This is a genomic window from Streptomyces luteoverticillatus (assembly GCF_003970715.1).
GTDB classification, from domain to species: domain Bacteria; phylum Actinomycetota; class Actinomycetes; order Streptomycetales; family Streptomycetaceae; genus Streptomyces; species Streptomyces abikoensis.
In genome coordinates, this window is record NZ_CP034587.1 from 5,841,985 (window position 1) to 5,868,302 (window position 26,318).

The 26,318-nt window shown below is 73.8% G+C and carries 22 protein-coding genes; 13 read left to right on the plus strand and 9 right to left on the minus strand.

Annotated features, from left to right (window positions below):
• Nucleotides 1-26 precede the first annotated feature (26 nt).
• The 7 genes from EKH77_RS26090 to EKH77_RS26120 all read left to right on the plus strand — a co-directional run bounded on the left by EKH77_RS26090 (nt 27) and on the right by EKH77_RS26120 (nt 7,357).
• On the plus strand, nt 27-659 hold the full coding sequence (locus tag EKH77_RS26090; protein ID WP_126916730.1) for an isochorismatase family protein: 633 nt from the start codon (nt 27-29) through the stop codon (nt 657-659).
• Between the two features lie 5 nt (nt 660-664).
• Nucleotides 665-895, plus strand: a complete 231-nt coding sequence (locus EKH77_RS26095; protein ID WP_206279925.1) for a phosphopantetheine-binding protein — start codon at nt 665-667, stop codon at nt 893-895.
• The gene (locus EKH77_RS26100; protein WP_126916732.1) at nt 892-3,420 is read left to right on the plus strand and encodes a condensation domain-containing protein; all 2,529 of its coding nucleotides are present in this window, start codon (nt 892-894) and stop codon (nt 3,418-3,420) included. The genes EKH77_RS26095 and EKH77_RS26100 overlap by 4 nt, the downstream gene beginning before the upstream one ends.
• A complete protein-coding gene (locus EKH77_RS26105; protein ID WP_346429075.1) occupies nt 3,417-4,091 on the plus strand; it encodes a 4'-phosphopantetheinyl transferase family protein in 675 nt (224 codons plus the stop codon). The genes EKH77_RS26100 and EKH77_RS26105 overlap by 4 nt, the downstream gene beginning before the upstream one ends.
• A gap of 42 nt (nt 4,092-4,133) precedes the next feature.
• A complete protein-coding gene (locus EKH77_RS26110) occupies nt 4,134-5,282 on the plus strand; it encodes a serine hydrolase domain-containing protein (protein ID WP_240667535.1) in 1,149 nt (382 codons plus the stop codon).
• Nucleotides 5,283-5,311: 29 nt separating this feature from the next.
• The gene (locus tag EKH77_RS26115) at nt 5,312-5,860 is read left to right on the plus strand and encodes a GNAT family N-acetyltransferase (protein ID WP_126916733.1); all 549 of its coding nucleotides are present in this window, start codon (nt 5,312-5,314) and stop codon (nt 5,858-5,860) included.
• A 237-nt stretch (nt 5,861-6,097) separates the two neighbouring features.
• Entirely contained in the window at nt 6,098-7,357 is a 1,260-nt protein-coding gene (locus EKH77_RS26120; RefSeq protein WP_126916734.1) for an RCC1 domain-containing protein, read from the plus strand.
• A 24-nt stretch (nt 7,358-7,381) separates the two neighbouring features.
• On the opposite strand, the gene EKH77_RS26125 is transcribed toward EKH77_RS26120, so the two are convergent.
• Both EKH77_RS26125 and EKH77_RS26130 read right to left on the minus strand, forming a co-directional pair.
• Entirely contained in the window at nt 7,382-8,428 is a 1,047-nt protein-coding gene (locus EKH77_RS26125) for an MBL fold metallo-hydrolase (RefSeq protein WP_206279926.1), read from the minus strand.
• 84 nt (nt 8,429-8,512) lie between these two features.
• Nucleotides 8,513-9,712 (minus strand): aminotransferase class I/II-fold pyridoxal phosphate-dependent enzyme, encoded by a 1,200-nt coding sequence (locus tag EKH77_RS26130; RefSeq protein WP_126916736.1) that lies wholly within the window; start codon nt 9,710-9,712, stop codon nt 8,513-8,515.
• 156 nt (nt 9,713-9,868) lie between these two features.
• On the opposite strand from EKH77_RS26130, the gene EKH77_RS26135 reads away from it, so the two are divergent.
• Complete coding sequence (locus tag EKH77_RS26135) at nt 9,869-10,702, plus strand: class I SAM-dependent methyltransferase (RefSeq protein WP_126916737.1); 834 nt, start codon at nt 9,869-9,871, stop codon at nt 10,700-10,702.
• Nucleotides 10,703-10,717: 15 nt separating this feature from the next.
• On the opposite strand, the gene EKH77_RS26140 is transcribed toward EKH77_RS26135, so the two are convergent.
• The gene (locus EKH77_RS26140) at nt 10,718-12,715 is read right to left on the minus strand and encodes a transposase (protein WP_240667536.1); all 1,998 of its coding nucleotides are present in this window, start codon (nt 12,713-12,715) and stop codon (nt 10,718-10,720) included.
• A gap of 288 nt (nt 12,716-13,003) precedes the next feature.
• Between EKH77_RS26140 and EKH77_RS26145 the strand changes: the two genes are divergently transcribed.
• Entirely contained in the window at nt 13,004-13,354 is a 351-nt protein-coding gene (locus tag EKH77_RS26145; protein WP_126916738.1) for a VOC family protein, read from the plus strand.
• A gap of 60 nt (nt 13,355-13,414) precedes the next feature.
• On the opposite strand, the gene EKH77_RS26150 is transcribed toward EKH77_RS26145, so the two are convergent.
• Both EKH77_RS26150 and EKH77_RS26155 read right to left on the minus strand, forming a co-directional pair.
• Nucleotides 13,415-15,292, minus strand: coding sequence for a DUF5107 domain-containing protein (locus EKH77_RS26150; protein ID WP_126916739.1), 1,878 nt, complete (start codon nt 15,290-15,292; stop codon nt 13,415-13,417).
• Between the two features lie 78 nt (nt 15,293-15,370).
• Nucleotides 15,371-16,798: a CoA transferase gene (locus EKH77_RS26155; RefSeq protein WP_126916740.1), complete on the minus strand. Its 1,428-nt coding sequence runs from the start codon at nt 16,796-16,798 to the stop codon at nt 15,371-15,373.
• 232 nt (nt 16,799-17,030) lie between these two features.
• On the opposite strand from EKH77_RS26155, the gene EKH77_RS26160 reads away from it, so the two are divergent.
• Together EKH77_RS26160 and EKH77_RS26165 are read left to right on the plus strand one after the other, a co-directional pair.
• Nucleotides 17,031-17,297 carry a hypothetical protein gene (locus EKH77_RS26160; RefSeq protein ID WP_126916741.1) on the plus strand — a complete coding sequence of 89 codons (267 nt, stop codon included), beginning with the start codon at nt 17,031-17,033 and terminating at the stop codon, nt 17,295-17,297.
• Nucleotides 17,298-17,574: 277 nt separating this feature from the next.
• Nucleotides 17,575-18,972 (plus strand): amino acid permease, encoded by a 1,398-nt coding sequence (locus EKH77_RS26165; protein WP_206279927.1) that lies wholly within the window; start codon nt 17,575-17,577, stop codon nt 18,970-18,972.
• Nucleotides 18,973-19,053: 81 nt separating this feature from the next.
• Here the strand turns inward: EKH77_RS26165 and EKH77_RS26170 are convergent, their stop codons facing one another.
• Together EKH77_RS26170 and EKH77_RS26175 are read right to left on the minus strand one after the other, a co-directional pair.
• Nucleotides 19,054-19,815 carry an SDR family NAD(P)-dependent oxidoreductase gene (locus EKH77_RS26170; RefSeq protein ID WP_126916743.1) on the minus strand — a complete coding sequence of 254 codons (762 nt, stop codon included), beginning with the start codon at nt 19,813-19,815 and terminating at the stop codon, nt 19,054-19,056.
• Nucleotides 19,816-19,909: 94 nt separating this feature from the next.
• Nucleotides 19,910-20,491 carry a TetR/AcrR family transcriptional regulator gene (locus tag EKH77_RS26175; protein WP_126916744.1) on the minus strand — a complete coding sequence of 194 codons (582 nt, stop codon included), beginning with the start codon at nt 20,489-20,491 and terminating at the stop codon, nt 19,910-19,912.
• A 163-nt stretch (nt 20,492-20,654) separates the two neighbouring features.
• Between EKH77_RS26175 and EKH77_RS26180 the strand changes: the two genes are divergently transcribed.
• On the plus strand, nt 20,655-23,036 hold the full coding sequence (locus EKH77_RS26180; RefSeq protein ID WP_126916745.1) for a collagenase: 2,382 nt from the start codon (nt 20,655-20,657) through the stop codon (nt 23,034-23,036).
• A 91-nt stretch (nt 23,037-23,127) separates the two neighbouring features.
• Here the strand turns inward: EKH77_RS26180 and EKH77_RS26185 are convergent, their stop codons facing one another.
• Nucleotides 23,128-24,897, minus strand: coding sequence for a hydroxysqualene dehydroxylase (locus tag EKH77_RS26185; protein ID WP_126916746.1), 1,770 nt, complete (start codon nt 24,895-24,897; stop codon nt 23,128-23,130).
• 211 nt (nt 24,898-25,108) lie between these two features.
• Between EKH77_RS26185 and EKH77_RS26190 the strand changes: the two genes are divergently transcribed.
• On the plus strand, nt 25,109-25,414 hold the full coding sequence (locus tag EKH77_RS26190; RefSeq protein ID WP_126916747.1) for a 4a-hydroxytetrahydrobiopterin dehydratase: 306 nt from the start codon (nt 25,109-25,111) through the stop codon (nt 25,412-25,414).
• Nucleotides 25,415-25,459: 45 nt separating this feature from the next.
• Here the strand turns inward: EKH77_RS26190 and EKH77_RS26195 are convergent, their stop codons facing one another.
• Complete coding sequence (locus EKH77_RS26195; protein ID WP_126916748.1) at nt 25,460-26,302, minus strand: aldo/keto reductase; 843 nt, start codon at nt 26,300-26,302, stop codon at nt 25,460-25,462.
• Nucleotides 26,303-26,318 lie beyond the last annotated feature (16 nt).

Below are 26,318 nucleotides of genomic sequence, written 5' to 3' on the forward strand. Positions count from 1 at the left end.
CCGAACCACGAAAGGCCACCGTCACCATGGCGCTCCCCGCCATCGCCCCCTACCCCATGCCCACCGCCGCGGACCTCCCCGCGAACAAGGTGGCCTGGACGGTCGACCCCCGCCGCGCCGTGCTGCTCGTCCACGACCTGCAGAACTACTTCCTGGACGCCTTCGAGACCGGCGCCTCGCCCGTCACCGAGCTGCTCGCCAACATCGCGCGGCTGAAGAAGGAGTGCGCCCGCCTCGGCGTCCCCGTCGTCTACTCCGCCCAGCCCGGCGGCCAGAGCCCCGCCGAGCGCGGCCTCCAGCAGGACTTCTGGGGCCCCGGGCTGCCCGACGACGAGCGCGCCAAGGCCATCGCCGACGCCGTCGCCCCCGACGCGGGCGACACCGTGCTCACCAAGTGGAAGTACAGCGCCTTCGTCCGCACCGACCTGGCCGAGCGGATGGCGGAGCAGGGCCGCGACCAGCTGATCGTCGTCGGCGTCTACGCCCACATCGGCGTCATGATGAGCGCCTGCGACGCCTGGATGCGCGACATCCAGCCCTTCCTCGTCGCCGACGCCGTCGCCGACTTCTCCGCCGGCGACCACGCCATGGCCCTCGCCTGGGCCGCCGCCAAGTGCGCCGTCGTCACCACCACCGACCGCGTCTTCGAAGGACAGTGAGCACCGTGGCCCTGACCCTGGAACAGATCCGCGCCGACGTCGCCGACGTGCTGGGCGAGGACCCGGCCGACGTCCCCGACGACGAGAACCTCGTGGACTACGGCCTCGACTCCGTCCGCATCATGACCCTCGTCGAACGCTGGCGGCGCGACCACGGCACCGAGGTCACCTTCGTCGACCTCGCGGAGAAGCCGGCCATCGAGGAGTGGGCACCCCTGCTGGGGGCCTCGGCATGACGATCACCGCACTCGAGCGGCCCGTCAGCGGCAGCGGCCCCGACCGGCGCGTCGCGCCGGAGGGGCTGCCGCTGACGGCCGCTCAGTCGGCCGTGTGGCACGCCCGGAACCCCGCCCCGGGCAGCCCCGCGTGGGCCACCGCCGAGTACCTGGACATCCACGGCGACGTGGACCCGGAGCTCTTCGCACAGGCCCTGTACCGCGTCGCCCGCGAGGCGGACACCCTGGGCGTACGGATCGCGGACACGCCCGCCGGACCCCGGCAGCTGCCCGTCGACATCCCGCCGCCCGGCCACGGCTTCCCCCTCCACACCGCCGACCTCCGCGCCGAACGCGACCCCATGGGCGCCGCCCACGCCTGGCTGCGCGCCGACCTGGCCGTCCCCTTCGACCTCGCCCGCGGCCCGCTCTTCGCCCACGGCCTGCTGCGCGTCGGCGAACGGCGCTGGCTGTGGTCCCAGCGCGTCCACCACGCCGTCCTCGACGGATACGGCCACTCCCTCCTAGCCCGCCGCACCGCCGACGTCTACACCGCCCTCGCGGCGGGCACCGACCCCGGCGCCGGCCCCTTCGGCCGGCTCGCCGCGCTCGTCGAGGAGGACGCCGCCTACCACGGCTCCGCCGCCCAGGACCGCGACCGCGAGCACTGGCTCCGCCACGCCGCCGCCGACGACGCCCCCACCCTCGCCGGCCGCACCGCGCCCCCTTCCGGCACCGCCCTCCGGAGCACCGCCCACCTGGGCACCGAGGAGACCGCCCGGCTGCGCGAACTCGCCGCCTCCGTCCGCGCCACCTGGCCCGACGTCCTCTTCGCCGCCCAGGCCCTTTACCTCTCCCGGGCCACCGGCAGCGAGCGCGTCACCCTCGGACTGCCCATGATGGGCCGCATGGGATCCGTCGCCCTGCGCATCCCCGGCATGGTCATGAACGTCCTGCCGCTGCGCTTCACCGTCACCCCCGACACCACCTTCGCCGAGCTCGCCCACCAGGCCGACCTCGGCATCCGCGCCGCGCGCCGCCACCAGCGCCACCGCCCCGCCGAACCGGTCCGCGCGCCCCAGGTCAACGTGATGCCCTTCGACTACGGGCTCACCTTCGCCGGCGCCCCCTCCACCGCCCACAACCTCTCCGGCGGCCCCGTCGAGGACCTGACCGTCAGCGTCTACGACCGCGCCGACGGCACCGGCCTGCGCGTCGACCACGACGCCAACCCCGCCCTGTACGACGCCCGGGAACTCGCCGCCCACCAGCGCCGCTTCGTCGACCTCCTCGCCCGCCTCGCCGACGGCGACCCCCACCGGCCGCTCGCCGGTCTCGGCATCGCCACGGACGAGGAGCGCGCCCGGGTGCTGACGGAGTTCAACGACACGGCCGTCGCCCTGCCCCCGACCACCCTCATCGGCCCGGTCGAGGCCCGCGCCGCCCGGACGCCCGGCGCCCTCGCCCTCGTCCACGGCGACCTGACCCTGACGTACGGCGAGCTCAACGCCCGGGCCTCCCGCCTCGCCCGGCACCTCGCCGGCCTCGGCGTCCGGCCCGGGGCCCGGGCCGCCGTGGCGCTCGACCTCTCCGTCCGGGAGACGGTGGCGGTCCTCGCCGTCCTCAAGGCGGGCGGCGCGCTCACCGCCCCCGACGACCCCGCCGCCGTCTGCGTCGTGACCGACGCGGCCACGAGCCGCACGCTGCCGGACGTCCCCGTCGTCGACCTGGACGACCCCGAGGTGACGGCCGCCGTGGCCGCGCAGCCGCCCGTCGACCCCGGCCGCGCGCTCACCCCCCAGCACCCGGCCTGTTCCACCAGCGGAACTCTCGTCCCGCACGCCACGATCGACGGTGGGCTGCGCTGGCTGAGCGACCGGTGCGGGCTGACGGCCGGCGACCGCGTGCTGCGCCACGCCGAGGCCGGCTCGGAGGCATCGCTGCGGGAGCTGTTGTGGCCGCTGCGGGAAGGCGCCACGGTGGTCCTGCCGGAGAGCGGGGACGTGGCCCGTACGGTCCGCGAACAGGGCGTCACGACGGTCCGCTGCGACGGATCGCTCCTGGCGGACCTGACGGGTTCCGCTGGTGTGGGCTCCCTGCGGCGGGTCGTCTGCGAGGGCGACGCGCCCTCCCGCGAGGCCGTCGACGCCTTCCACCGGGCGCTCCCGGACGTGGCGCTGCATCTGGTGTACGGGACGGGGGAGGCGGCCGGCGCCGCCCACCACCGCTGCGAGCCGGGCGAGGCCGGGCCCGTGCCCATCGGGCGGCCCGCCTGGAACACCCGCCTGTACGTGCTCGACGCGGCCCTCCAGCCGTGCCCGCCCGGCGTCACAGGCGAGCTGTACGTGGCCGCCGACCGGCCGACCCCCGGTCGCGGGGCCGCCGGGGAACGCCTCGTCGACACCCCCTTCGGCCGGGTGCGCCGCACGGGCACCCCGGCCCGCTGGACGGCGGACGGCCGCCTGGAGCGCCCCGCCACCACGACTCCGGCCTCGGCGGATGCCGCCGCCGAGGCCGGTCCGACCGCTCTCCCGGAGGCGCCGTGATCCGCCCCCGGGAGCTCGGCCGCGACCCGCTGCCCGGGCCCTGGCGCCCGGGCGGCGGCCCGGCCGTCTGGCTGCTGAGGATCCCCGACGGGTCGACGTGGCCGCTCGACGACCTCGACGCCGACGAACGGACCCGGGCCGCCGGCTTCCTCCGCCCCCTCCACCGCGAGCGCTTCGTGGCCTCGCACGTGGGGCTGCGCCGCCTCCTGGGCGCGTACCTCGGCCTCCCACCGGCCGACGTCGCCCTCACCCGCGAACCCTGCCCCGGCTGCGGCGGCCCCCACGGCCGCCCGGCCGTCGCCGGACCGCTGCACTTCAACCTGTCCCACGCCGGGGAACTGGCCCTCTTCGCCTTCGCGGACACGCCGGTGGGAGCGGACGTCGAGGAGGAGCAACCGGCGGCGGTCGTCGCCGACGTCTCCCCGATGCTCCACCCGGCGGAGACGGCCGAACTCGCCGCCCTCCCGGAACCGGAGCGCCCGGCGGCGTTCGCGCGCTGCTGGACGCGGAAGGAGGCCTACCTCAAGGGGACGGGCACGGGGCTGGCGGAGAGCCTGGCGGCCACGTACGTCGGCACGGGAGCCGCCGCTTCGGCGCCACCCGGGTGGACGCTGACCGACGTCGAGGCGGGACCGGGCCACGCGGCGGCCATCGCGGTGGCGGGGCGCTGAGAAGACCCCACCGAACATCCCTCGTTAAGGAAGAAACTGGCTGTGTTGACGTTACGAAAGTCGCTGGTCGCCATGGTGACGGCCGCCGCGCTGGCCACGACTGCCTGCACCTTCACGGCGAACGCCTCGGCGGCGCCTCATGCCGCCGCCCGGGCGGCCCTGGACGCCCAGGTGAAGGCCGGGCACCCGGGAGCGCTGATACAGGTGCGGGACGGGAACGGCGTCTGGAACGCCTCCGCCGGCGTCGCCGACCTGGACACCGGCCGCAAGCGGCTCCCCGAGGACCACATACGCATCGGCAGCATCACCAAGTCATTCACCTCGGTGGTCGTCCTCCAACTGGAGGCCGAGGGCAGACTGAGCCTCGACGACACGGTCGAGAAGCTCCTGCCCGGCGTCGTCCGCGGCAACGGCTACGACGGCCGCGCGATCACCCTCCGTCAGCTGCTCAACCACACCAGCGGCGTCTTCAACTACAGCGACGACGAGAACTTCGAGCACATGGCCAGGGAGGGCTGGCCGGAGCACCGCGACGACGCCAAGACGCCGGCCGAGCTCGTGGCCACCGGCCTGTCCAACAAGCCCGACTTCGCACCGGGCAAGGGCTGGAACTACTCCAACACCAACTACGTCCTCGCCGGCATGATCATCGAGAAGGTGACCGGCAGGACGTACGCGAGCGAGGTCGAACGGCGCGTCATCAAGCCCCTCGGCCTGCGTGAGACCACCCTCCCCGGCACGTCGGTGAAGATGCCGGAGCCGCACGGCCGGGCGTACAGCAAGCTTCTCCTCCACGAGACGAACCCGGACGCGAAGATCTGGGACACCACCGAGATCACCAACACCTGGGTCTGGGCGGCGGGCGAGATCATCTCCACCACGGGTGACGTCAACCGCTACTTCGGCGCGCTGCTGGGCGGGAAACTGCTGCCTGCGAAGCAGCAGAAGGAGCTCCTGACCACCGTGCCGACGCCCGACAAGCGCTACGCCTACGGCCTGGGCCTGTACCGGATGGACCTGCCCTGCGGCGGCTACGTCTGGACGCACGGCGGCGGCGTCCACGGCTCGACGTCCGAGGCCACCTCGTCCCCCGACGGCCGGCACACCATGATGTTCAACGCCAACGGCGACTGGGCGACGCTCGAAGCGACAGAGGTGGTCAAGGCCGAGTACTGCGGTACCACCGCGTAGGGCGACTCCCCCCTGGGCAGCATCCGCACATGACCACCACCCTCCGTACGCCGACGCCCCGACTGACAACCCCCCGGCTGACGCTGCGCCGTTGGCGCGAGGACGACGTCGAGCCCATGGCGGCCATCAACGCCGACCCGCAAGTGATGCGCTGGATCCGCGACGGCTCGGTCCTGGACCGGGCGGAGACCGCAGCCGGGATCGCCGTGTGGGAGCGGGAGTGGGAGGAACGCGGCGTGGGGCTGTTCGCCGTCGAGGAGCGGGAGAGCGGGCGGTTCGCCGGGTTCGCGGGGCTGTCGGTGCCGGAGTTCCTGCCGGAGATCCTGCCGGCCGTGGAGATCGGCTGGCGGTTCGGCAGGGAGTTCTGGGGGCGCGGGCTCGCCACGGAGGCGGCCCGCGTCGTGCTGGACTTCGCGCTGCGCGATCGCGGCCTCGCGCGGGTGGTGAGTGTGCACGCGGTCGGCAACGACGCCTCCGAGGGCGTCATGCGCAAGCTCGGCATGCGACCCGAGCGCCGGACCGTCCACCCGGCCCATGGCGGCCCGCTGTGCGTACACGTCCTGGAGGCGGCCCCCTAAGTCCCGTGCGGTCCGGCAGCGCCCCAAAGGGGCGCGGGGAACTGCGCGACCAGCCACGACGCACCCGCAGCCGACCAGCCGCACTACCAGCGGAGCGCTCAGCGCGCGAGGGACGCCGCCGGGACGGCCGCGTCACGCGTTCGGCCGCCCCGCACGTGCCCCGGCCCGGCGGAGCGGCCAGCGTGGACGGCGGCGGCCTTTGCGCCGTCCGTCCCGCCCGCGCCGAAGGAGGCCCTCTTGGCCGTCGACCCGCCCGTATCCGCCCACGCCGCCGGCCGGCTCCACGCGGCGGGGCTGGGCCTCCAGGGTCAGGTGCCGGGCATCCTCATGGCGGCGGAGGGCGAGCGGATCGGCGCGATCGCCGCCGGGGACTACCACAGCCTCGCCGTCACCGACGACGGTCGGCTGCTGGTCTCCGGGCTCGACGACTACGCCCAGGTGACCGGGATCTTCGCGCTGGCGCGCGGCGAGCTGGTCGGCGCCGTGGCCGCGGGCGGCTTCCACAGCCTCGCGGTGACCCGGGACGGCCGGCTGCTGGCCGCCGGGAAGGACCAGAACGGCCAGGTCACCGGCGCCCGTGACGCGGCCCGCGGCAAGAAGGTCACGACCGTCGACGGCGGCGCCGTGCACAGCCTCGCCGTGACCGAGGACGGCGAGCTGCTCGCCGCCGGGCACGACGGCGACGAACAGGTGTCGGGGATCCTGACGGCGGCCCGGGGCCACCGCGTCACCGCCGTCGCCGCGGGCGACTTCCACAGCCTCGCGGTGACCGAGGACGGCCGGATCCTGGCCGCCGGCCGCGACGACGACCGGCAGGTCTCCGGGATCCTGGCGGCGGCGGACGGCCGGAAGGTCGTCGCCGTGTCCGCCGCCGCCCTGCAGAGCCTGGCCGTCACAGACGACGGCCTGCTGCTCGCCGCCGGCCGGGACGGGCACCACCAGGTGTCGGGCATCCTGCGCCTCGCCCAGGGCCGCAGGGTCACGGCCGTCGCGGCGGGCCATCTGCACAGCCTGGCGCTGACCCGGGACGGCGAGCTGCTGGGCGCGGGCAAGGACGGCGACGGGCAGGTGTCGGGGATCCTGGAGGCCGTGCGGCACCGGCACACCGAGCGGATCGCCGCGGGCGGCTACCACAGCCTCGCCGTCGTCGCCCCCGACGGGCCCCGGGGCCGGGTGATCCGGGCGAACTTCCACGCGGCCGACGACGCCGGGCCGGACGTGACCCTGTGGCTCCTGCGCCGCGAGGACAACCTCGACGTGGCCCTGACCTCGCATCAGCCCGCCCAGGACTTCGGCATCCGGGAGGGCGTGCCCGTGACGCTGGAGATCCGGCGGGGCGGGGACGAGGTCCTGGGCGACGGCATCGTCCGTTTCAGCTACGACGAGACCACCCGCACCGTCGGCGTCGACACCCGCGCCAGCCGCTTCCCCTCCCACCTGACCTGCACCGGACACGGCGCCAACCGCTTCACCTTCACGTTCACGGGAATCAGCTGAGCGACAGAGGCCGGGACTCACCCGTCACATCAGCCCCGTGACGCTCCTGTCGTACTCGGCGAGCACCCGTGAGGCGCCCACCGGCAGGTCCCACAGGTCCTCCCGGGGCCGGCCCGTCGCCGCCCACGCCGCCCGCACCCGCCGCAGCGGCTCCAGCGGCGGCTCGGCGGACAGCAGGAACGTCGCCCAGTGCATCGGCGCCAGCACCCGCGCCCCCAGGTCCCCGCAGGCGCGCACCGCCTCCTCGGGGTCGGTGTGCACCGGGCTCAGCATCCAGCGCGGGTCGTAGGCGCCGATGGGCAGCAGCGCGACATCGATGTCCGGATAGCGCTCGCCGATCCGTTCGAACCAGAAGCCGTAGCCCGTGTCCCCGGCGAAGTACACCCGCCGCCCGTCCGGCGCGGTCAGCACCCAGCCGCCCCACAGCGACCGGCACGTGTCGGTGAGGGTGCGCTTGCTCCAGTGGTGGGCCGGGACGAAGTCGAAGCGCACCGGGCCCGCCGGGCCGGGCAGCTCGACCGCCTCCCACCAGTCGAGGTCGGTGACCCGGGTGAACCGGCGGCGGCGTGCCCAGCCGGCCAGGCCCGCCGGCAGCAGCAGCGGGGTGTCGCGGGGGAGCCGCTTGAGGGTGGGCGCGTCGAGGTGGTCGTAGTGGTTGTGGCTGATGACGACGGCGTCGATCCTCGGCAGCGTCTCCCACGGCACTCCCACTGGCGTCACCCGGGGCGGGGTGCCGAGGATCCGGCGGGACCAGACCGGATCGGTCAGCACCGTCAGCCCGCCGACGCGCACCACCCAGCTGGCGTGCCCGGCCCAGGTGACGGCCAGCGCGCCGGCGTCGGCGGCCGGCAGCGGGCCCGGCTCGACGGGCAGCAGCGGGACCTCGCGGAGCGCCTCCGAGCCGGGCCGCAGCCGGCCCTCCCGGGCCAGCCGGGCCATGGCGCGCACTCCCGGCAGCGGCGCGGTGAGACGGTCGGCGAACGAGCGGGGCCAGGAACGGACCTGGCCGAGCGGGCGCGGCTCCCCGAGAGGACGCGGCTCCGCGAGAGGGCGCTCGGTCTGTTCGGTCATCTGGGGCTCCATTCGTGGGGAACCGGAACCTGGCGGTACGGGCGCGGGGCCCGCGCCGTCGTACGCCCACCGACTGACGGTAGATCAGTCACCGGCGAGTTCACTGAACGCCGATCCAAAAGTGGACAACGCCTCCACGACATCCGGATCCGCCAGCGGATCCGGGGTACTCAGGGCCCGGCGCCGCCGGTCGTCGCCGGTGCCGAGGAACGGAGGGGTGGAGATCCGCACCCGCAGCGCGTCCGGGTCGTCGCCGAACCGGTGGCCGCCGGGCACCGGACGGCCGAGCGCCGCGCTCAGCCGCTCCTCCAGCTCCACGGAGTCGGTGACGCCCCGCGCGGCGAGGGGCACCCGCAGCTCGCCCAGGTCGGCGTAGAGGTGCGGCCCGGTGCGCGGGGGCCGGCAGAGCGCCCCGGCGGCGTCGAGCCGCTCCCGCGCCGCCTCACCCAGCAGCCCGTACAGCCGGGCCATGGCGGCGGACCGGGCCCGGACGGGCTCCGGTTCGGTCAGCGCCCAGCCCACTGCCGCCGCGATCGGCGGCGGCAGTTCGGCCCGTACCGCCGTCAGCAGCGAGACGGCGCGGGCGTACAGGGCGGGGCCGGCTCCCCCGGCCGGGAAACGGGCGATCGCCGCCGGCCAGCCGGCGGGGGCGAGCGGGCCCGCGAGGTCGGTGAGGACGACGACCTGGTCCGGATACATCTCGGCGGGCCCCACGAACACCGTCCCGTGCGGGTCGTGGAGGGTGTCGCGCCATGTCTCGTCGCTGACGACCGTCAGCTCCTCGGCAGCCGCCGCCTCGCACACCTCGTGGAGGATCTCCGGCGGGGCGACCGTCCCGGTGGTGTCGTCGGCCACCGACAGCACCAGGAAACGCGGCCGACCGCCCTCGGCCCGGATCCTGCGCACGGTCTCCAGCAGCGCGTACGGGTCGGGCACGCCACCGCACTCGGCCGGCACCGGCACGTGGTACGCCAGCCGCCCGGCGAGCCGCGCCAGCGGGCTGTACGACGCCGAGCACGGCCGGGTCAGCAGCACCTCGCCGCCCGCCGAGGCGAACAGGGCCAGCAGCAACGGCTGGGCACCCGGCGCCGCGAGGACCCGCCCCGGCTCCGTCGGCAGACCGCGCCGCGCCCAGTAGCCGCAGGCCGCCTCCCGCAGCGCCCGCCCGCCGCCGACCGGTTCGGGGCCGGCCAGCCCGGCCGCCCCCGCCAGCCGCTCGCCCAGCTCCGGAAGCACGGGCAGCCCGCGCTCCGGCGGCGGGAGGGCGGGCGGTACCTGCTGCATCCTCACACCTTCGCAGATCACGGGGTGCGCGGCGGCCCGACACGGGCGGCGGAGTGAACAAACCCCGCCGTCCCGGATCGCAAGACGGCACTCTCACGATGCGAGAGAACGGCCTACGGTGGAAACGCCACTTCACGACGGAGCGAAGGGACCACCATGCCGGAACGACACGACGAACGGAACACGGCGAGCGCCGTCTACATCCACGGCCACCACGAGTCCGTGCTGCGCTCCCACGGCCGCCGCAGAGCCGCCGACTCCGCCGCCTACCTGCTGCCCTCGCTCGAACCCCACCACCGGATCCTGGACATAGGCTGCGGCCCCGGCAGCATCACCGCCGACCTGGCCGCTCTGGTGCCGTACGGCCGGGTCACCGGCCTCGACGCCGCCCCCGACGTCCTCGCGACCGCCCGCGCCACCGCCCGCGAACGCGGCGTGTCCAACGCGGACTTCACCGTCGGCGACGTCCGCGCCCTGGACTTCCCCGACGGCTCCTTCGACGTCGTCCACGCCCACCAGGTGCTCCAGTACCTCGACGACCCGGTGGCCGCCCTGCGCGAGATGCGCCGCGTGTGCCGCCGCGGCGGGATCGTCGCCGTGCGCGACGTCGTCTACACGGCCATGACCTGGTATCCGCGCGTCCCCGGCCTCGACGACTGGCAGCGCCTGTACGTGGACGTCGCCCGCGCCGGCGGCGGCGAACCCGACGCCGGCAGCCGGCTGCTGGCCTGGGCCCGGCGGGCCGGCCTGACCGACGTCACCGCCACGGCCGGCGCCTGGTGCTGGACGGGCGCCGAGCAACGCGCCTGGTGGAGCGGCCTGTGGGCCGACCGCACCCGCTCCGACCCGTATGCCCGCCACGCGATCGAGGGCGGCCACACGGACCGGGCGGGCCTGGAGACGATCGCGGCGGCCTGGCACGAGTGGGGGCGTCACGAGGACGCGTGGTTCTCGGTGCTCCACGGGGAACTGCTCTGCCGGGTCAACTAAGACTTGATCCGTAGGTCACCAGAGGGTGAGCTGTGGACTGCGCGCCGGTCGGGTGCCGGGCGCTCCGGCGTGGTCGCGCACTGGACGCGGCTCATCCGGGGTTGCTCGGTCCCGTCGTTCGGCGGTTCGGTGAGCAGAGGTCACCCGCTGGGCGGGGACTGCCACGCGGCCAGCGCCCCGAGGGGTGTTCTGGCACGGTGTGGTTGACTCACGCAGGGCCTCTTTCAGCCCTTGAGCGAATACGATTTGTGCGTGCCGTGATCGGGCTGTGTCCAGGGTCGCGGTCTTGGGGTCGTCGGGGTTGGACAAGTCCACGAAGGCGGCCAGAGCGGCGGACACCAGGTCCCGCTTGCCGAGCAGGCCGCAGGCGACGCACTTGTGTTCGCGGTCCCGGAGGGTCTTGGCGACGCGCTCGCCGCACATGCAGTGCTGGGACAGAGCGGTGGACCAGGTGGAGGCACGCACGAGGCGACCACCGGCAGCCTCGCACTCGATCTCCAGGGCGCCAATGAGCATGCCCGGCGTGGTCTGGGCCAGGCGCCTTCCCCACAGTCGGTACCAGGTGCGGATGTCGCAGTCCTCCACCGTGAGGCGGGGCCCGTGGGCGGCGACGATGTCGCGGGCCACAGCGCGGGCGCGGTGGCGTCGGTACTCGGCAGTGCTGGCGGAGGCCTCGGCCTGGCGTGCGCGCAGTTCCCGGTGGCCGGCCGACAGTCGGTCGCGGCGGAACGGCTGCTTGGGCACCCCGTCGGCTCGTGCGGCACGGGCACCGCCCGGGACAATCACGGCCTTGGGGGTCAGACCCTTGGCAGCGCGGCGTTCGGCGCGGGCGGTCTGCCGCCTCGACAAGACGTACTGTGTGGTGTTCGTGGCGCGGCGGGAACGCTCCAGCGCCCTGGCCCGGCCGCGCCGCTTCTTCGCTTCCTTCTCCAGCCGCGTCCGCTCGTCGTCGGTGAGTACGATCTCGGAGGACTTGGCGGCGCCTGCCGATGCCTCCAGGCTGGCGGGGAAGGAGACGACGGACAGGTTGGAGACGTTGCCGTCCACGCCGCCGATACGGTCCAGTTCGGCAGCCTGCTGCCGTACCTGCCGGACGGCAGGGGAGGTGTAGCCGGGGCCGAGGACCGTCAGGTGCGCCTCGTACGCCCAGCCGCCCGGCGCGGACGCCTTGCGACGGCGGACGAGATCGACCTTGTGCCAGCGGGCGTCGGTCTCAAGGAAGTGCCGTACCCGGTTCTCCTGAGCGGGGCTCTGGGGGATGCGGACAGGGAGGACGAGGTCGCCGCGCTTGCCGTCTGGGCCGCCGGCGAACACCACGGCGAGCGGCCCTGCATGATCCCACCAGTTCGCTTTGCGGGTGCCCTTGCCGGTAGGAACCTTGCCATTCGGCCGGGTCGGCTTCGGCATCCGGCGCGGCTGCATCAGGTCGTGCTGTCCGCCACTGGTGTAGGCCATCAGGTGGCCGCGGAAGGTGCCGACGAGGCGGAAGGTCTCCCACTTGTTGGCGGTGGTGTGGGAGCGAGCGCGGCCGGGAATACGGGTGAAGCCGTGCCGGCGACCCACGCGGGGGCGGCCGTGGCGGTTGCCGGTGGCGTCGGCGAACAGGTGCCTCTGTACGCCGTTCCATACCTCGTCGGCCATGTGCATGGACAGGGCCTTGGAGGCGTGGTGCTTGAGGTGACCGGCCGCCTCCAGGTGTTTGTACGCGCAGCGCTCCAGGGCCTCACGGGACAGGCTGAGTCGCTGTCGTACGTCCTTCGCGCTGTGGGTGTCGCGCTCGTGCTTGGCGGACCAGTAGGCGTCCACCTTGGCGCGGGCGTCGCGCTGGACGGCGCGCTTGATCGACCACATCGCGCCGAAGAGCTTCTCCAGCCGGGCGAGGTCGGCCGGGTCGGTGACGGCCAGCGGCAGCACCATCACCGACACCATCCCGTCGTCGGGCTTGGTCCACTTCGGGGCTTTGTTCTTCCCCCGGAATTTCTGCTGTGGCCGGGCGGTCTGCAGGGCAGTCACCTCCCTTCCGGATCAGTTGACTTATGGCACGCTACGCGAAGTACACCCTCCAAGCACGGGGATTGGGTCGATCATCCCTGATATGGGATGTGATTGGTCAACCAGGCTGCCGGTCACCGGCTGTTGGTGGATCACGTCGCGGACGCAGCCCCCGTTCGCCTGCATCAGTGAGGCGATGCCTTGACAGTCTGATCCAGGGCGGATATCAGCACACGATCGCCCCCGAGCGCCGGGCGGCACGTCGATTACCCGGCCAACGATGCGAGACGAGCCACTAGCCTGCTTTTCATGAACATTCTGGGGACTTCGCTAAGGGTGTGCGTGAGCGATCTGGAATCGTCGATCGCGGTGTACGAACGACTGACCGGCACCGAGGCCCAGCGCTTCCGGCGCGGCGGGGTCTCGGTCGCGGCCGTCGGCTGCTTCTTCCTGATGAGCGGACCGGAGGCCGAACTCTCCGTCCTGCGCAACATCACGGCCACGCTCGCCGTCACGGACGTCGACGAGGCCCTCGCCGACCTGCGCGCGGTCGGCGCGCAGATCATCGCGGGCCCGGTGCGGACGCCCATCGGCAGCAACCTGGTGGCCCGTCACCCGGACGGCTCGGTGTTCGAGTACGTCGACCGCCGGGCGGGGTGACCCCGAGGCCGGACGGGCTGACATTGTCAGCCCGTCCGGCGATCGAGGACCCATGACGGCTCAGGGGAAAGTCTCACCCTCCCCCAGGTCCTCCACCACAACACCGGCATCGCGGATCGCCCGCGCCCCCGCCGCATCCCCCCGCGCCTCCAGAATCCGCGCCTCCAGCAACCGGAACCGCCCCCGCGCCCGTGCGGTGGGGTGCACCGCCGTCAGCACGGCGGCGGCGTCCTCGGTCCGTCCGGCGGCGAGCAACGCCGGGATCGCCTCCAGCGCCAGCGCCGTCCGCGCGACCCGTGAGGCCCCCGCCTCCCGCGCCTCCGCGACCGCCCGCGCGTAGCGCTCGGCGGCGCGTTCGGGGTGGCCGCGCTCGACGTCCGCCGCCGCGAGCGCGCGCCGGGCCGGCCAGCCCATGCCCTGCCGGAGCGCGCGCTCCCAGCTGCGGACGGCCTGCGCGCGGTCGCCGGCGTGCCACTGGGCGACGCCGAGGTGGTAGGAGGCGTGCGGGCCGGGCTCGGCGTGCTCCAGCAGTTCCCGCCACGCGGGGGAGACGAGGGAGGGGCCGGGCTCCGGACCCTCCTCGCCCAGCGCTCCGGTGCGCAGCAGCGCCCGCCACGGCCGCTGTTCGTCGTCCTCGGCGGGTACGGGGAACGGCGTGCCCGGCAGTTCCAGACGCCCCCGCTCGACCTCGAGCGCGCCCCAGCCGGAGCCGGTGGCCAGCGTCTCCTTGGGCTGGTGGTCGGCGTAGGGGCGCCACGCCGCGTACGCGGCGTCGACGGCGGCGCGCGGCAGCGCCGCCTCCAGCCGCGCGGCGGCCTCGGCGCGCGCCGCCGCCCAGTCGGCGCCGTGGACGGCGGCGGGGTCGGCGGTCAGCGGCCCGTACGCCTCCAGCCAGGCGAACTCCCCACCCGCCTCCAGGGGGACGTGCTCCAGCTGGGTCGGCGCGAGGCCCGCCTGGATCTCGGCGTAGCCGCCCGTGCCGGGCTCGGTGAGCCACTCCTGCCATCGCCGCCCGTTCTCGTCCGCGCCCCACAGGAAGAGCTTGCGGCCGGTGAGGGCGTCGGTGGAGGTCTGGACGAGCCCCTGGCCGTGCTCGTCGAGCGCGGCGATCCAGCGGCGTTCGCCGTCGGGGAGGTCGTAGAAGTAGTCGGCGTGCCGGCTGCCGTCCGCCGGGTACGTCCGGTCGGCGCCGTCCCAGTGGGGGACGGGCACCCGGCGCAGGGAGGCGCGGTCGTAGCCGAAGTGCCAGGCGGCGTCCGCCGGGGCGAGGACGCGGGTGCGCGGGGTCTCGGGGACGGCGGTGTTGGACCACCAGTAGACGGGCGCGGCGCGGTGGTGGGGGTTACGGACGCGCACACCGGCATAGAGGAAGTCGGAGCCGTCCGGCAGCCACAGGTCGACCTGGAAGGGCAGGTCGCGCAGCCGCTCCCACTCCCACAGCCGCAGCATCTCGCCGCCGTCTGGCGCGGGCACGCGGGCCGCGTGGAGCGGGGCGACGGAGAGGGTGCCGTGGCCGGTCGCGCCGATGTTCCATTCGATGCCGCCGGAGAACCAGGCGCCGTTGAGGGCGAACCCGGCGGGCTGGAGGACGGGGTTGGAGTAGAGGAGCGGGCGGCCCGTCGGCTTGTGGACGAGGGAGTGCACCCGGCCGCCGAGCCCCGGCAGGACCGTGGCGCGCAGCCGGTCGTTCTCGATGACGATCGCGTCCAGGTCGGTGGGGACCCGGGTGCGGGTGTAGTCGTCGCGGCGGCGTACGGGCAGCAGGGAGCGCGGCGGCGCGTAGCGCGTCCGCCGGGCCATGGCGGGCGGCAGGGCCGCCATGGCGGCGCGGTCCAGGCGGTGGACGTCGCCGCGCGTGCCGAGCCGCGGCAGCGGGTTCTCCGGGCCGGGGGAGGCCGCGGGCAGGGTCAGCACGGCTCGGCGGATGGTGGTGGCCACGCGTCGGGCTCCCTTTCGCTCGTTCGCTTCGGCGGGGGTTCTCTCACAGCTCGCTTCGGGGTTCCGGCTCGCTTCGGGTCACAGCCACGCGGGGGCGTCGGCGCCCCAGCGTCCGGGCCGCCGGGCCCAGTCGCGCGGGGAGCCCGTGAACTCCACGGGGGAGCGCGCGTAGCGCAGCCGTCCCAGCGGGCCCTCTGCCTCGGTCAGCCAGGGCGCGGGGTCGTGGGCGTCGGCGCCGGGCTCGGGCACGCCCTCGTCGTGGGGTACGTCACGGGCCAGCCAGGCCGCCGTCTGCGCGAGGGCGAAGCGGGCCAGATGGGTGCCGCCGATGGCGCGCTGCTCGGTGACGGCGCGCAGCAGGGCGGCGGCCAGCAGGTAGCCGGTGCCGTGGTCGAGCGCCTGCGCGGGCAGCGCGCCGGGGCCGCCGCCGGGGCCCGGCTCGGTGGCGGCGATGCCGCAGGCGGCCTGGACGAGGCTGTCGAAGCCGCGCCGGTCGCCCCACGGCCCGTAGCTGCCCCAGGCGCTCAGCTGGCCGACGACCAGGCCCGGCCGGCGCTCGGCGAGGGCCTGCGGGGCCAGGCCGAACCGGTCGAGCGCCCCGGGCCGGTAGCCGGTCACGACGATGTCGGCGGTGGCGAGCAGCTCCTCGAAGGTCGCGCGGTCGGCGGTGCGGGCCAGGTCGAGGACGGTGGAGCGCTTGCCCGCGCCCGTGTCGTCGTGCAGCTCCTGGCTCTCCGGCAGGGAGGGGGAGTCGACGCGCAGCACGTCCGCGCCGAGCAGGGCGAGGGTGCGGGTGGCGACCGGGCCCGCGAGGACCCGGGTGAGGTCGAGGACGCGCAGCCCCTCGGCGGGCAGCGCGCCCGAGGGCGCCCCGAGCTCGCGGGCCGGGCCCTCGGCGAGCCGCTCCAGGGCGAGCAGCGGGCGCCGGGCCACCGCCGCGCCCTGCGGGTGGACGGCCCACTCGTGGGGCGTGCGCACGGCGACGGCCAGCCCGCCGGCCCCGCACACCAGCTCCTCCACCCGCGCGGCCTCCCGGCCGGCCAGCTCGGCGGCGACCCGGTCGACGAGTGGCGCGGCGTCGGCGTCCGGCCCCGGGTCGGGCACTCCGAGGGCGGCGAGGAGGCGGGCGCGGTGGTGGGGGTAGTTGGCGTGGGTGCGCACCCAGCCGTCGGCGGTGCGCCAGAAGCGGGACAGCGGGGCGAAGGAGGCCGGGGCGCGGCCGTCGCGGCGCACATGGCGCTCGCTGGCGAACGCCGTCGCGACGGCGCCGTCGTCGACGAGCACGCGCGGCGGCGGCCCGCCGCGCCGGGCGGCGAGCAGTTCGGCGGCGGCCAGCGCGCAGACGGCCACCGTGGCCCGGGCCGCCTCCCGGACGGGGAGCCGGGCCGGGAGTCGACTGGCGAGGGCCGTCTCCGGGCCGGTGTATTCGACGGAGGCCGTGAGCGCGGGGTCCCCGCCGAGCAACGCCCAGACGTGGTCCGTGGCTTCGGACGATCGCTTGATCATCCTCCGAGTCTGGCACCGGGTGCCAGGGCCTGGGAAGAGGTCCTTTGAGGCGTCCTGCCCGGAGGTGTCCTGCCCAAGGACGTCCTGTCCCATAGGGGACGGATGGGGGAGGCAACCCGATCGGGTGACATCCGGCGCGGGCCCGGCGCGGCGGCCCCGGCGGTCTAGGCTGGGTCGCGACCAACGGTGATCACCGGGCGGCGCCCGGTGAGCGGCTCTGGGGCGGGTTTCGGTGAGCGAGCGCACATCTCCGTCCGGGCCGGACCCGCTGGGGCGGACATGTCAGTGGTGCCACGGCTCCGGGTTCGGGACACGGGCGCTGGCCTACTGCCCGGGCGCCGACCCCTTCACCGGGCCGGCCGACACCGTCCACCGCGCGGGGCAGTGCGCCCACTGCCGGGGCTCCGGGACGTACGACTCCGGGCTGGACCCGACCCTCGGCCACCCCCGGGAGCCCCCCGAGGAGCCCGCCCCGCCCGCCTCGGAGCAGGGCGGCTGACCGGGTTTCCCTCGCTCGCGGGCGCGAATCCCGTCGGCAGGAGCGAAGCGGTCCGTTCCGCTTGATCGCGCGGCGGTGGACGAATCACGGTGCGCGGCGCCGATCGCAGCACCTTTTGCGGTCGCCGGGCGTACCTCGCGGGACAAAAAATTTCAATTTTGCGCCGTCTCACACTGCGGTCAATATGTGCTGTCGCACATACCTGTGCTCTTGCACAGTGATGCGAAGTCGCCACAGAATCAGCGACCTGCCCGCAGTACGAGAGGCGCACCCTTCCATGCAAGAAACCGACGGCACTCCCGCACGCCGCTTCGGCCTCCCCACGGCCATCTGCCTGGTCATGGGCAACATCATTGGCGGGGGCATCTTTCTGCTGCCCGCCTCGGTCGCCCCGTTCGGCACCGTCAGCCTGCTGGCCTTCGGTGTCCTGACGATCGGCGCGATCGCCCTCGCCCTCGTCTTCGGGCGGCTGGCCGAGCGCCATCCGCACACCGGCGGACCGTATGTCTATGCGCGCGCGGCTTTCGGCGACTTCGCCGGGTTCCTGTCCGCCTGGTCGTACTGGACGATGACCTGGGTCAGCAACGCCGCCCTCGCCGTCGCCGGCGTCGGCTACTTCCACGTGCTCACCGGGGGCTCGTCCTCGAAGACCACGGACCTGGTGATCGCCCTGCTCATGCTGTGGCTCCCGGCGCTGGCGAACCTCGCCGGCACCCGCTGGGTGGGCGCGGTGCAGGTGATCTCCACGGTGCTGAAGTTCATCCCGCTGCTCTTCGTCGCCGTCGCCGGTCTCTTCTTCTTCGACCCGAAGAACCTCGGCTCCTTCACCGAGGGCGGCGGCAGCTGGGCCAGCGGTCTGTCCGCCTCGGCCGCGATCCTGCTCTACAGCTACATCGGTGTGGAGTCCGCCGCGATGAGCGCGGGCGAGGTCCGTGACCCGGAGCGCAACGTCGGCCGCGCCAGCGTGCTCGGCACCATCGGCGCCGCCGTGGTCTATCTGCTCGGCACCGTCGCGGTCTTCGGCACGGTCGCGCACGACAAGCTCGCCAAGTCCACGGCGCCCTTCTCCGACGCGGTCGACGCGATGTTCGGCGGCCAGTGGGGCGGCACGCTGATCGCCTTCGCCGCCGTCGTCTCCATCGTGGGCGCGCTCAACGGCTGGACGCTCATGAGCGCCCAGATGCCGTACGCGGCCGCCAAGGACGGCCTGTTCCCGGCGATGTTCGGCAAGAAGCGGCGCGGGGTGCCCACGGCGGGCGTGCTCGCCGCGGCGGTGCTGGCCTCGCTGCTGACGATCGTCAACTACGTCTCCGGCTCGGGCGGCGTCTTCGAGATCCTGGTCCTGATCACCACCTTCTCGGCGACCGTCCCCTACCTCCTGGCCACCGCCGCGCAGGTGTACTTCCTGCTCAAGGGCGAGCGCGAGAAGGTCCACGCGGGCCGGTTCACGCGGGACATGGTCTTCGCGCTCGGCGGCTTCGGCTTCTCCTTCTGGCTCGTCGCCGGCGCCGGGTACGCGGCGGTCTACCAGGGCGGACTGTTCCTCCTCGCCGGCATCCTCGTCTACGCGTTCATGGCGGCCCGCCGCACGGCGACGGAAGAGCGCGAGGGCGAGCCCGTGGCGGCGGCGGAGAAGTCCGCCGAGCCGGAGGCTGAGCCGGAGCTGGTCGCGTAACGGCAGGACCTATGAGGAAGGGGCGGGCCGGGGGGCCCGCCCCTTCCTCATGTCCGTAGTGGTGTCCCGGGCCGGCGGGTCTCAGGCCGTGACGCCGCCGTCCAGGACGAGCTCCGTGCCGACCGTATAGGCGGCCTCGGCGGAGGCCAGGTAAAGGACCGCGGCGGCGACCTCCTCGGGGCTGCCCGCGCGGCCGGCCGGGACGTCGCGGCTCATCCGCTCGGCCTTCTCGTCGGCCGACTCGCCGGGCCGCGAGGACATCGTGGTCTCGATGGGGCCCGGGCTCACAGCGTTGATCCGCACCCCCTCGCCGATGTGGTCGAGGGCCGCGCTGCGGGTGAGCGTCGAGACGGCGGCCTTGCTCGCGGCGTACGCGCCGAGCCCCGGGACGCGCAGGTGCGCGCCGAGGTTGGACGAGATGTTGACGATGGCGCCACCGCCGTTGGCCCGCATGTGCGCGATCTCGTGCTTCATCGACAGCCAGACGCCCGTGAGGTTCGTGGCCAGCACGGTGTGCCAGTCGTCCTCCGGGAGGTCGGCGATCTTGGCGGGCGGGACGAACACGCCGACGTTGTTCACGGCCACGTCCAGGCCGCCGTACTGCTTCACCGTCCGCTCGACCAGGGCCTCGACGTCGGCCGGGCGGGTGACGTCGGCGGTGACGGCCGTGGCCTCGCCGCCCGCCGCCTCGACGGCGGCGACGGTCTCGCGAAGCGGCTCGGCCCGTCGGCCCGCGACCACGACCCGGGCGCCCTCCCGGGCGAAGGCGAGCGCGACGGCCCGGCCGATGCCGGTGCCACCACCCGTGACGAGGACGGTCCTGCCGGAGAAACGCGTGGTCATGTCGATGACTCCTCGGGATAACGCAAACAAAGATAAAAGAACGATCGGTCTTGAATTTGGGCATGAAAGAGCACAGAGGTGCCCATCGGGGGTGTCAGTCCAGCAGGGTCAGTGCCTGCTCGGCGGCGTCGCGCGCGAGGCCCGGTGCGGTGTCGAGCCGGCCGATCACGCGCAGGCCCTGCAGGAAGACCAGGAACATCCGGGCGAGCGCCACCGGGTCGCGGTCCGGGGAGAGTTCGCCCTGCGCCGCGGCCCGCATCAGGGCCGAGGTCAGCGCCGCCTCGACGTGGTGCCAGCTCTGCTCGACCCGGCGCGCCGCGACCGGGTCGTGCGGGCCCAGCTCCACGGCCGTGTTCGTCACGAAGCAGCCGAGCCGGGACGACGCGCCGGCCGACTCGGCGGCGAAGCGGCGCACCACGGCGCGGACGGCCGGCAGCGCCGGGCCCGGCTGGGCCAGCTCGGCCATGAGGCGCGGGTCCTTCTGCTCGCCGTAGCGCTCCAGGGCCTTGAGGTAGAGGTCGCGCTTGCCGCCGAACGTCGCGTAGAGGCTCGCCCGGGCGATGCCGAGGCGCTCCACGAGGTCCGCCATCGACGTCGCCTCGTAGCCGCGCTCCCAGAACAGCTCGAGTGCCGACTGGAGGGCGGCGTCCGGATCGAATTCCTTGGTCCTGGCCACGTCTTCGATCTTAGGTGTATCCAGAACGACCGGTCAAGAATCAACGATCGGTCAAGAGTTCGTTCACCGCGGTCTTATGGGTTGTCAGTGAAATGTCACATTACTATGGTGCGGCGCACGTCACTCGTAGCTGACGCAACATCAACCCCCCTGAGGAGAACCGGTGTACGCGCTACGCACAGTGCGCAAGGGGCTGCTGGCCGCCGCCCTGGCGGCCGCTCTCGCCCTGCCGACGGCCCAGGCCGCCCAGGCCGGCCCCGCCCGACCATCCGCCCGGACACCCACGCCCGCCACCGGGACCGCCACCGGCACGGCCCCGGTCCACGACCCGCGCGACGAGGTCGACAGGCTCGCCGCCCCGCCCAGGAGCACCACCCGCACCCCCGTCCCCGGCGGCGAGCGGGCCGAACCGGGCCGGATACCCGGCGACCTCACCGCCGACGGACCCGGCAGACCCGACAGAGCCGGCAGCCCCAGTAAAACCGGCAGACCCACCGGCGGCCCCGCCCTGCGCGGCTCCGTCCCCTGCACCCTCGACGGCCTCACCCGGCTCGGCCCCGACCAGCTCGCGGACTTCCTCACCGACCCCGCCGTCACCGCGGACGGCTGTCTGCGCGGCCTGATCTGGACCTGGGACGCCCGCCTCGTCCCCGTCCTTTCCCGCCCCCACGTCCAGGCCGTCGCCCGGCGCGCCGCCGAACTCGCCCCACGGCACGCCGGGGACGACGCGAGCCACCTCCTGGAGCTCTTCACCTACCTCCACGCCGCCGTCTACCACGACTTCTCCCACGACGAGATCGACCTCACCGACCCCGCGACCGTCGACGCCATGCGCCGCGCCACGGACGCGTACGGCACCGCCGCCCACACCTTCGACGTCACCCGGCAGAACGCCGAGACCCTCCGCGAGGCGCTCACCGCCGGCAGCGCGCCCGGCCTGCGTCAGCACCAACTCGGCCTCGTCGCCAAGACCCTGGCCACCATGGGCCCCGGCCGGCCCACCGCCGGCGACGCCTCCTGGGGCGGCGCGGCCCTCGCCGCCCTCACCGTCAACTACCTCGGCGTCTACCCCGGCAACAAGGACACCGCCTTCCACCGGGCCGTGGCCGCCGACTCCGGCTACCGCGCCGCCTTCCGCGCCTTCTCCGGCCACACCCACCTCAAGGGCACGGCCAACGCCTGGACGGTCCGCGACGCCCTGAGCGAGTACGGGCGCTTCGGCCAGGTCGACGGCCTCCGCCCCGCGATCACCACCGACCTCGGCGCGCTGCTGAAGACCGCCGAGACCAACTTCGGAGACCTCAGCGCCCCCTGGGCCTCCCTCGCCTCCTGGCTCAACACCTATGAGGCGTGCGCGCCCTACAACGTCTGCAAGCCCCAGATCGAGGCCCGGGTCTTCCCACGCGCCTACCGCTACGACAAGGGCGGCATCGAGGTCCGCACCGCCCTCGACCAGGCCACCGTCGACCAGCTCTACTACGCGAGCAAGCAGGTCAAGGCCCAGTTCTTCCGGGTGCTCGGCACCGACGTCCCGCTGACCGGCGACCCCAACGCCACCCTCCACATCCACCTCTACGCCTCACGCGCCGACTACGAGGTGCTCCACCCCCTCCTGACCGGCATGGGCACCAACAACGGCGGCGTCTACATCGAACAGGGCGCCACCTTCTACACCTACCAGCGCCGCGTTCCCCAGGACTCCAGCCTCACCCTCGAGGAACTCTTCCGCCACGAGTACACCCACTACCTCAACGGCCGCTGGGCCGTCCCCGGCATGTTCGGCGAAGGCCCCTGGTACCAGGGCGACCTGACCACCGCCATGGACGAGGGCACCGCCGAGTTCTTCGACGGCGCCACCCGCGACGAGGGCATCAAGGTCCGCAAGTCCCTGGTCAAGGGCATCATCGCCGACACCGCCGGCGGCAAGCCCCGGATGAGCGTCGACCGGTTCCTCCACGCCACCTACGACGGCGACGGCTTCCGCTTCTACAACTACGCGGGCACCTTCTTCGAGTTCCTGTGGCGCGAGCACCCCGCCCTGCTGCGGGAGATGTACGGCTACGAGCGCGCCGACGACCCCAAGGGCTTCGACGCCTGGCGCACCCGCATGGGCAAGGACGCCGCCATCCAGCGCGAGTACGACGCCTTCCTCGACGAGCAGATCCGCGACGTCGACCACCTCTACGTCCCCGACACCCACTACACCCCCGTGGGCTCGCTGACCCACGCGGCCGCCGACCAGGTAGGTGCGGCCTTCGCGAGCGCCACCGGAATCACCCCGAACTGCGCCGGGAACGGCGACACCACCGGCAAGCCGCGCTTCACCTGCACGGGCCGGATCACCGCCAACCTCTCGGACTCCGGCAGCCCCGATCATGTCTTCAGTGACATGTCCGGCACTGTCGACTACTTCATCCTCGACCGCGCCGCCCCGGCGGCCAACAACCTCTCCGACATGAACTGCTCCTTCGGAGCCGTCGACATCTGGTCCGACGGCAGGGCTGGCACCGCGGACTTCACCTGCGAGGGCCCGCTGCGGCCCTGAGAACGACGGGCGGTCTCCCGGACCCGCGCACTCGGGTCCGGGAGACCGCGTGTCGCGGCGGTCACGCCCAGCGCTAGCCCACGTCGGAGTACTAGCCCAGGTCGAAGACGTTGCGCAGGCCCAGCCGGTGCCGGAGGTCGTCCTGCCGCCGGAACGGGTCCAGTTCCGGTGCCCGGTAGAGGGGGACGACGGCGCAGCGCTCGGCGCGGGAGCCGGTCTCGTCCAGGAGGGCGTTGACGGCGGCGCGCGCGGCGGCGTTGGCGCCCTCCATGGTGGCCAGGTCGATGTCGACGGCCACGTAGTCCCCGGCGAGGAAGAGGTTGGGGATGGCGGTGCGGGCCTGGGGACGGTCGTACCAGGTGCCGGTGGGGTGGATGAAGAGCTGTTCGTCGTTGTTCGCGCGGGTGCCGTCCAGCTCCACGGCCGGGTCCAGGAACCACGAGTGGAGCGTCGCGTCGCGCAGCACCGGGCGCCCGGTGTCGTTGAGCCCGGCCTTCATCTGGGCCCAGACCTCGCGGGCGACCTCCTCGCGGGTGCAGCGTTTGGCGGGCTTGCCGTAGAGGATGCCGGGGCGGTCCCATTCGGAGACGTCCACGGAGAGGCAGTCCGCGACCGTGCCGTCGCCGTAGTCGGCCCGGAAGTCCCGGTGGCGCCAGTACTGGGCCTGGCTGACGGAGGTGATCGACCAGGGGGTGTCGATGTGGTTGATGTGGCCGTGGATGATCGGGGTGGGTTCGGTGAGGTAGAACTGGATGCCCGTCATCCAGTCCGTCTTGAGTCTGTCGCAGCGCGCGAGCTGTGGGTCGGCCGCCCGGACCTGCTCGTTCCAGGTCCGCCGGGCGTGTTCGACCGGCATCGCGGAGACGAAGTGGTCGGCGGTCACCGCCTGCCGGGCGCCGCCCGCGTCCTCGAGCACGGCCTCGGTGATCCGGCCGCCCTCCAGCCGCAGGTCCGTCACGGACCAGCCGGTGTGGAACACGACGCCCAGCGAGCGCAGATGGGCGGTCCACGGGTCGATCCACGCCTCGTTGGTGGGTGCGTCGAGGACCCGGTCGGGCTCGCCGTCGGCGCCCCGGCCCAGCGCGTTGTGGAGGAACGCCTCGACGCAGGTCGCGACGGTCCGGGTGCTGGCGACCTCGGCCTTGGTCGCGACGATGTTGCGGGTGATGCCGATGGCCAGCAGCTGCCGGTAGTCGGCCGACATCCGCGCCGCCCCGGTGAACTCCATCCACGGGACGCGCTCCCAGGACTCCAGGCGGCGGCGCTCGCCGCTGGTGAACCAGACCAGCAGCCGGTTCGCGAAGTACGCGATCTCATGGGCCCGCAGCCGGGAGAACGTCTCGCAGTAGGCCGTCAGCGCCCGCAGCAGCGCGTCCGGGGTGAGGAGGGGCGGCGGCGAGCCGACGGTGGCGAAGGGGATGCGGAGGTCCTCGCGGCCGCCCGTTCGGGCCAGCATGACCTCGCTGGAGGGCACGAGGTTGTCGTGGCAGCCGTTCGCGTTGCCCTTGAAGGGGATACGGCGGAGGGTATCGGGGAGATTGCGGTAGAAGCCCGGGATGAAGCGGAAGCCGTGCTCGCCGGGCAGGGGCTTGCGGCCGCCCTTCGCACTGCCGGGCACGTCCATGCTGCGCGCCTTGCCGCCGAGCGCGGACTTGCGCTCGTAGACCGTCACCTCGAAGCCGCGCTCGGCCAGTTCATGGGCGGCCGTCAGCCCGGCGACACCGCCCCCGAGGACGGCGACGCGCCGTCCGGCCTGCTGGGGAGCGCCGCGCGGCGCGGCGTGGGCCGTCCCCGCGAGTGCCGCCGTCGCCGTGACGGCCGCCGCGCCGCCGATGAACCCTCTGCGTGTGCGATCCGCCATGCCACAGCCCCCTGCCGGCCCGGTAACGTGTCATGCCCGGCGCGGAGCATAAGAGGGTCCCAGACGTCCCGGAAGGGCGCCGCCGACGCGGCTGTGCCATCCGCCGCACATTGGCGTGAAAGCGCTGCCGCCCCATGGGACGCTGGAGTGGCAGGTCCCTCGCCGGTCGGGCGACGAGAACGATCGGGCGACGAGAACGAAGGGATGCGTGATGGCAGTCGAACCGCTCTCGAAGAAGGACGTGGAGGAGCGCCTCCAGGAGCTCCCCGGCTGGTCCACGGACGGCGACCGGATCACCCGCCGCTACACCTTCGACGGCCACTTCCAGGCGGCGGCCATGGTGATACACATCGCGCAGATCCAGGAGGAGCTGAACCACCACTCCGATCTGACGCTCGGCTACAACACCGTGACCCTCGCCGTGAACACCCACAGCGTGGGCGGGAAGGTCACGGGGCTGGACGTGGAGCTGGCCCGCAGGATCGAGGCGGTCGCCCCGGGCCACGGGGCGCGCTGACGGCCGGTCCCACCGGGCTCGCGCCCGGCGGGACCGGCCGGTCGATCAGCTCCAGTCGAATTCGTCCGGGTTCGGGCCGAGCCGGTTGCCCGCGTCGAGGCCGGCGATCGCCGCGAGGTCGTCGGCGTCCAGCTCGAAGCCGAAGACGTCGAAGTTCTCGCGGATGCGGGACGGCGTCACCGACTTCGGGATGGCGACGTTGCCCACCTGCAGGTGCCAGCGCAGGACGACCTGGGCGGCCGACTTGCCGTGCTTGGCGCCGATGCGGGCGAGGACCGGGTCGCCCAGCAGCTCGCGGCCCTGGCCCAGCGGGGACCAGGCCTCGGTGACGATGCCGTGGCGCGCGTGCACGGCGCGCAGCTCGGTCTGCGCGAAGTCGGGGTGCAGCTCGACCTGGTTGACGGCCGGGACCAGGGAGGTCTCGGCGATGACGCGCTCGAGCTGGGGCGCGTGGAAGTTGGACACGCCGACCGCCTTGGCGCGGCCGCTCGCGGCGATCTCCGCGAAGGCGCGCCAGATCGTCACGTAGTCCTCGCGCATGGCCCGGGGCCAGTGGATGAGGTAGAGGTCGACGTAGTCGAGCCCCAGCTTGGCCAGGGAGGCGTCGAACTCCCGCAGCACGTTGTCGCGCGTCCACGTCTCGTTGGCGCTGTTCCACAGCTTGGTGGTGACGAACAGCTCGTCACGGGCGATGCCGGAGGCGGCGAGCGCCTTGCCGGTGCCCGTCTCGTTCTCGTAGATGGCGGCGGTGTCGATGCTGCGGTACCCCGCTTCGAGGGCGGTCGAGACGGCGGCGGTCGCCTCGTCGTCGGCGACCTGCCACACGCCGAAGCCCAGCTGGGGCATCTCGACGCCGTTGTTCAGGGTGATGGTGGGGACCTTGCTCACAGCAGTCGATCCTTAC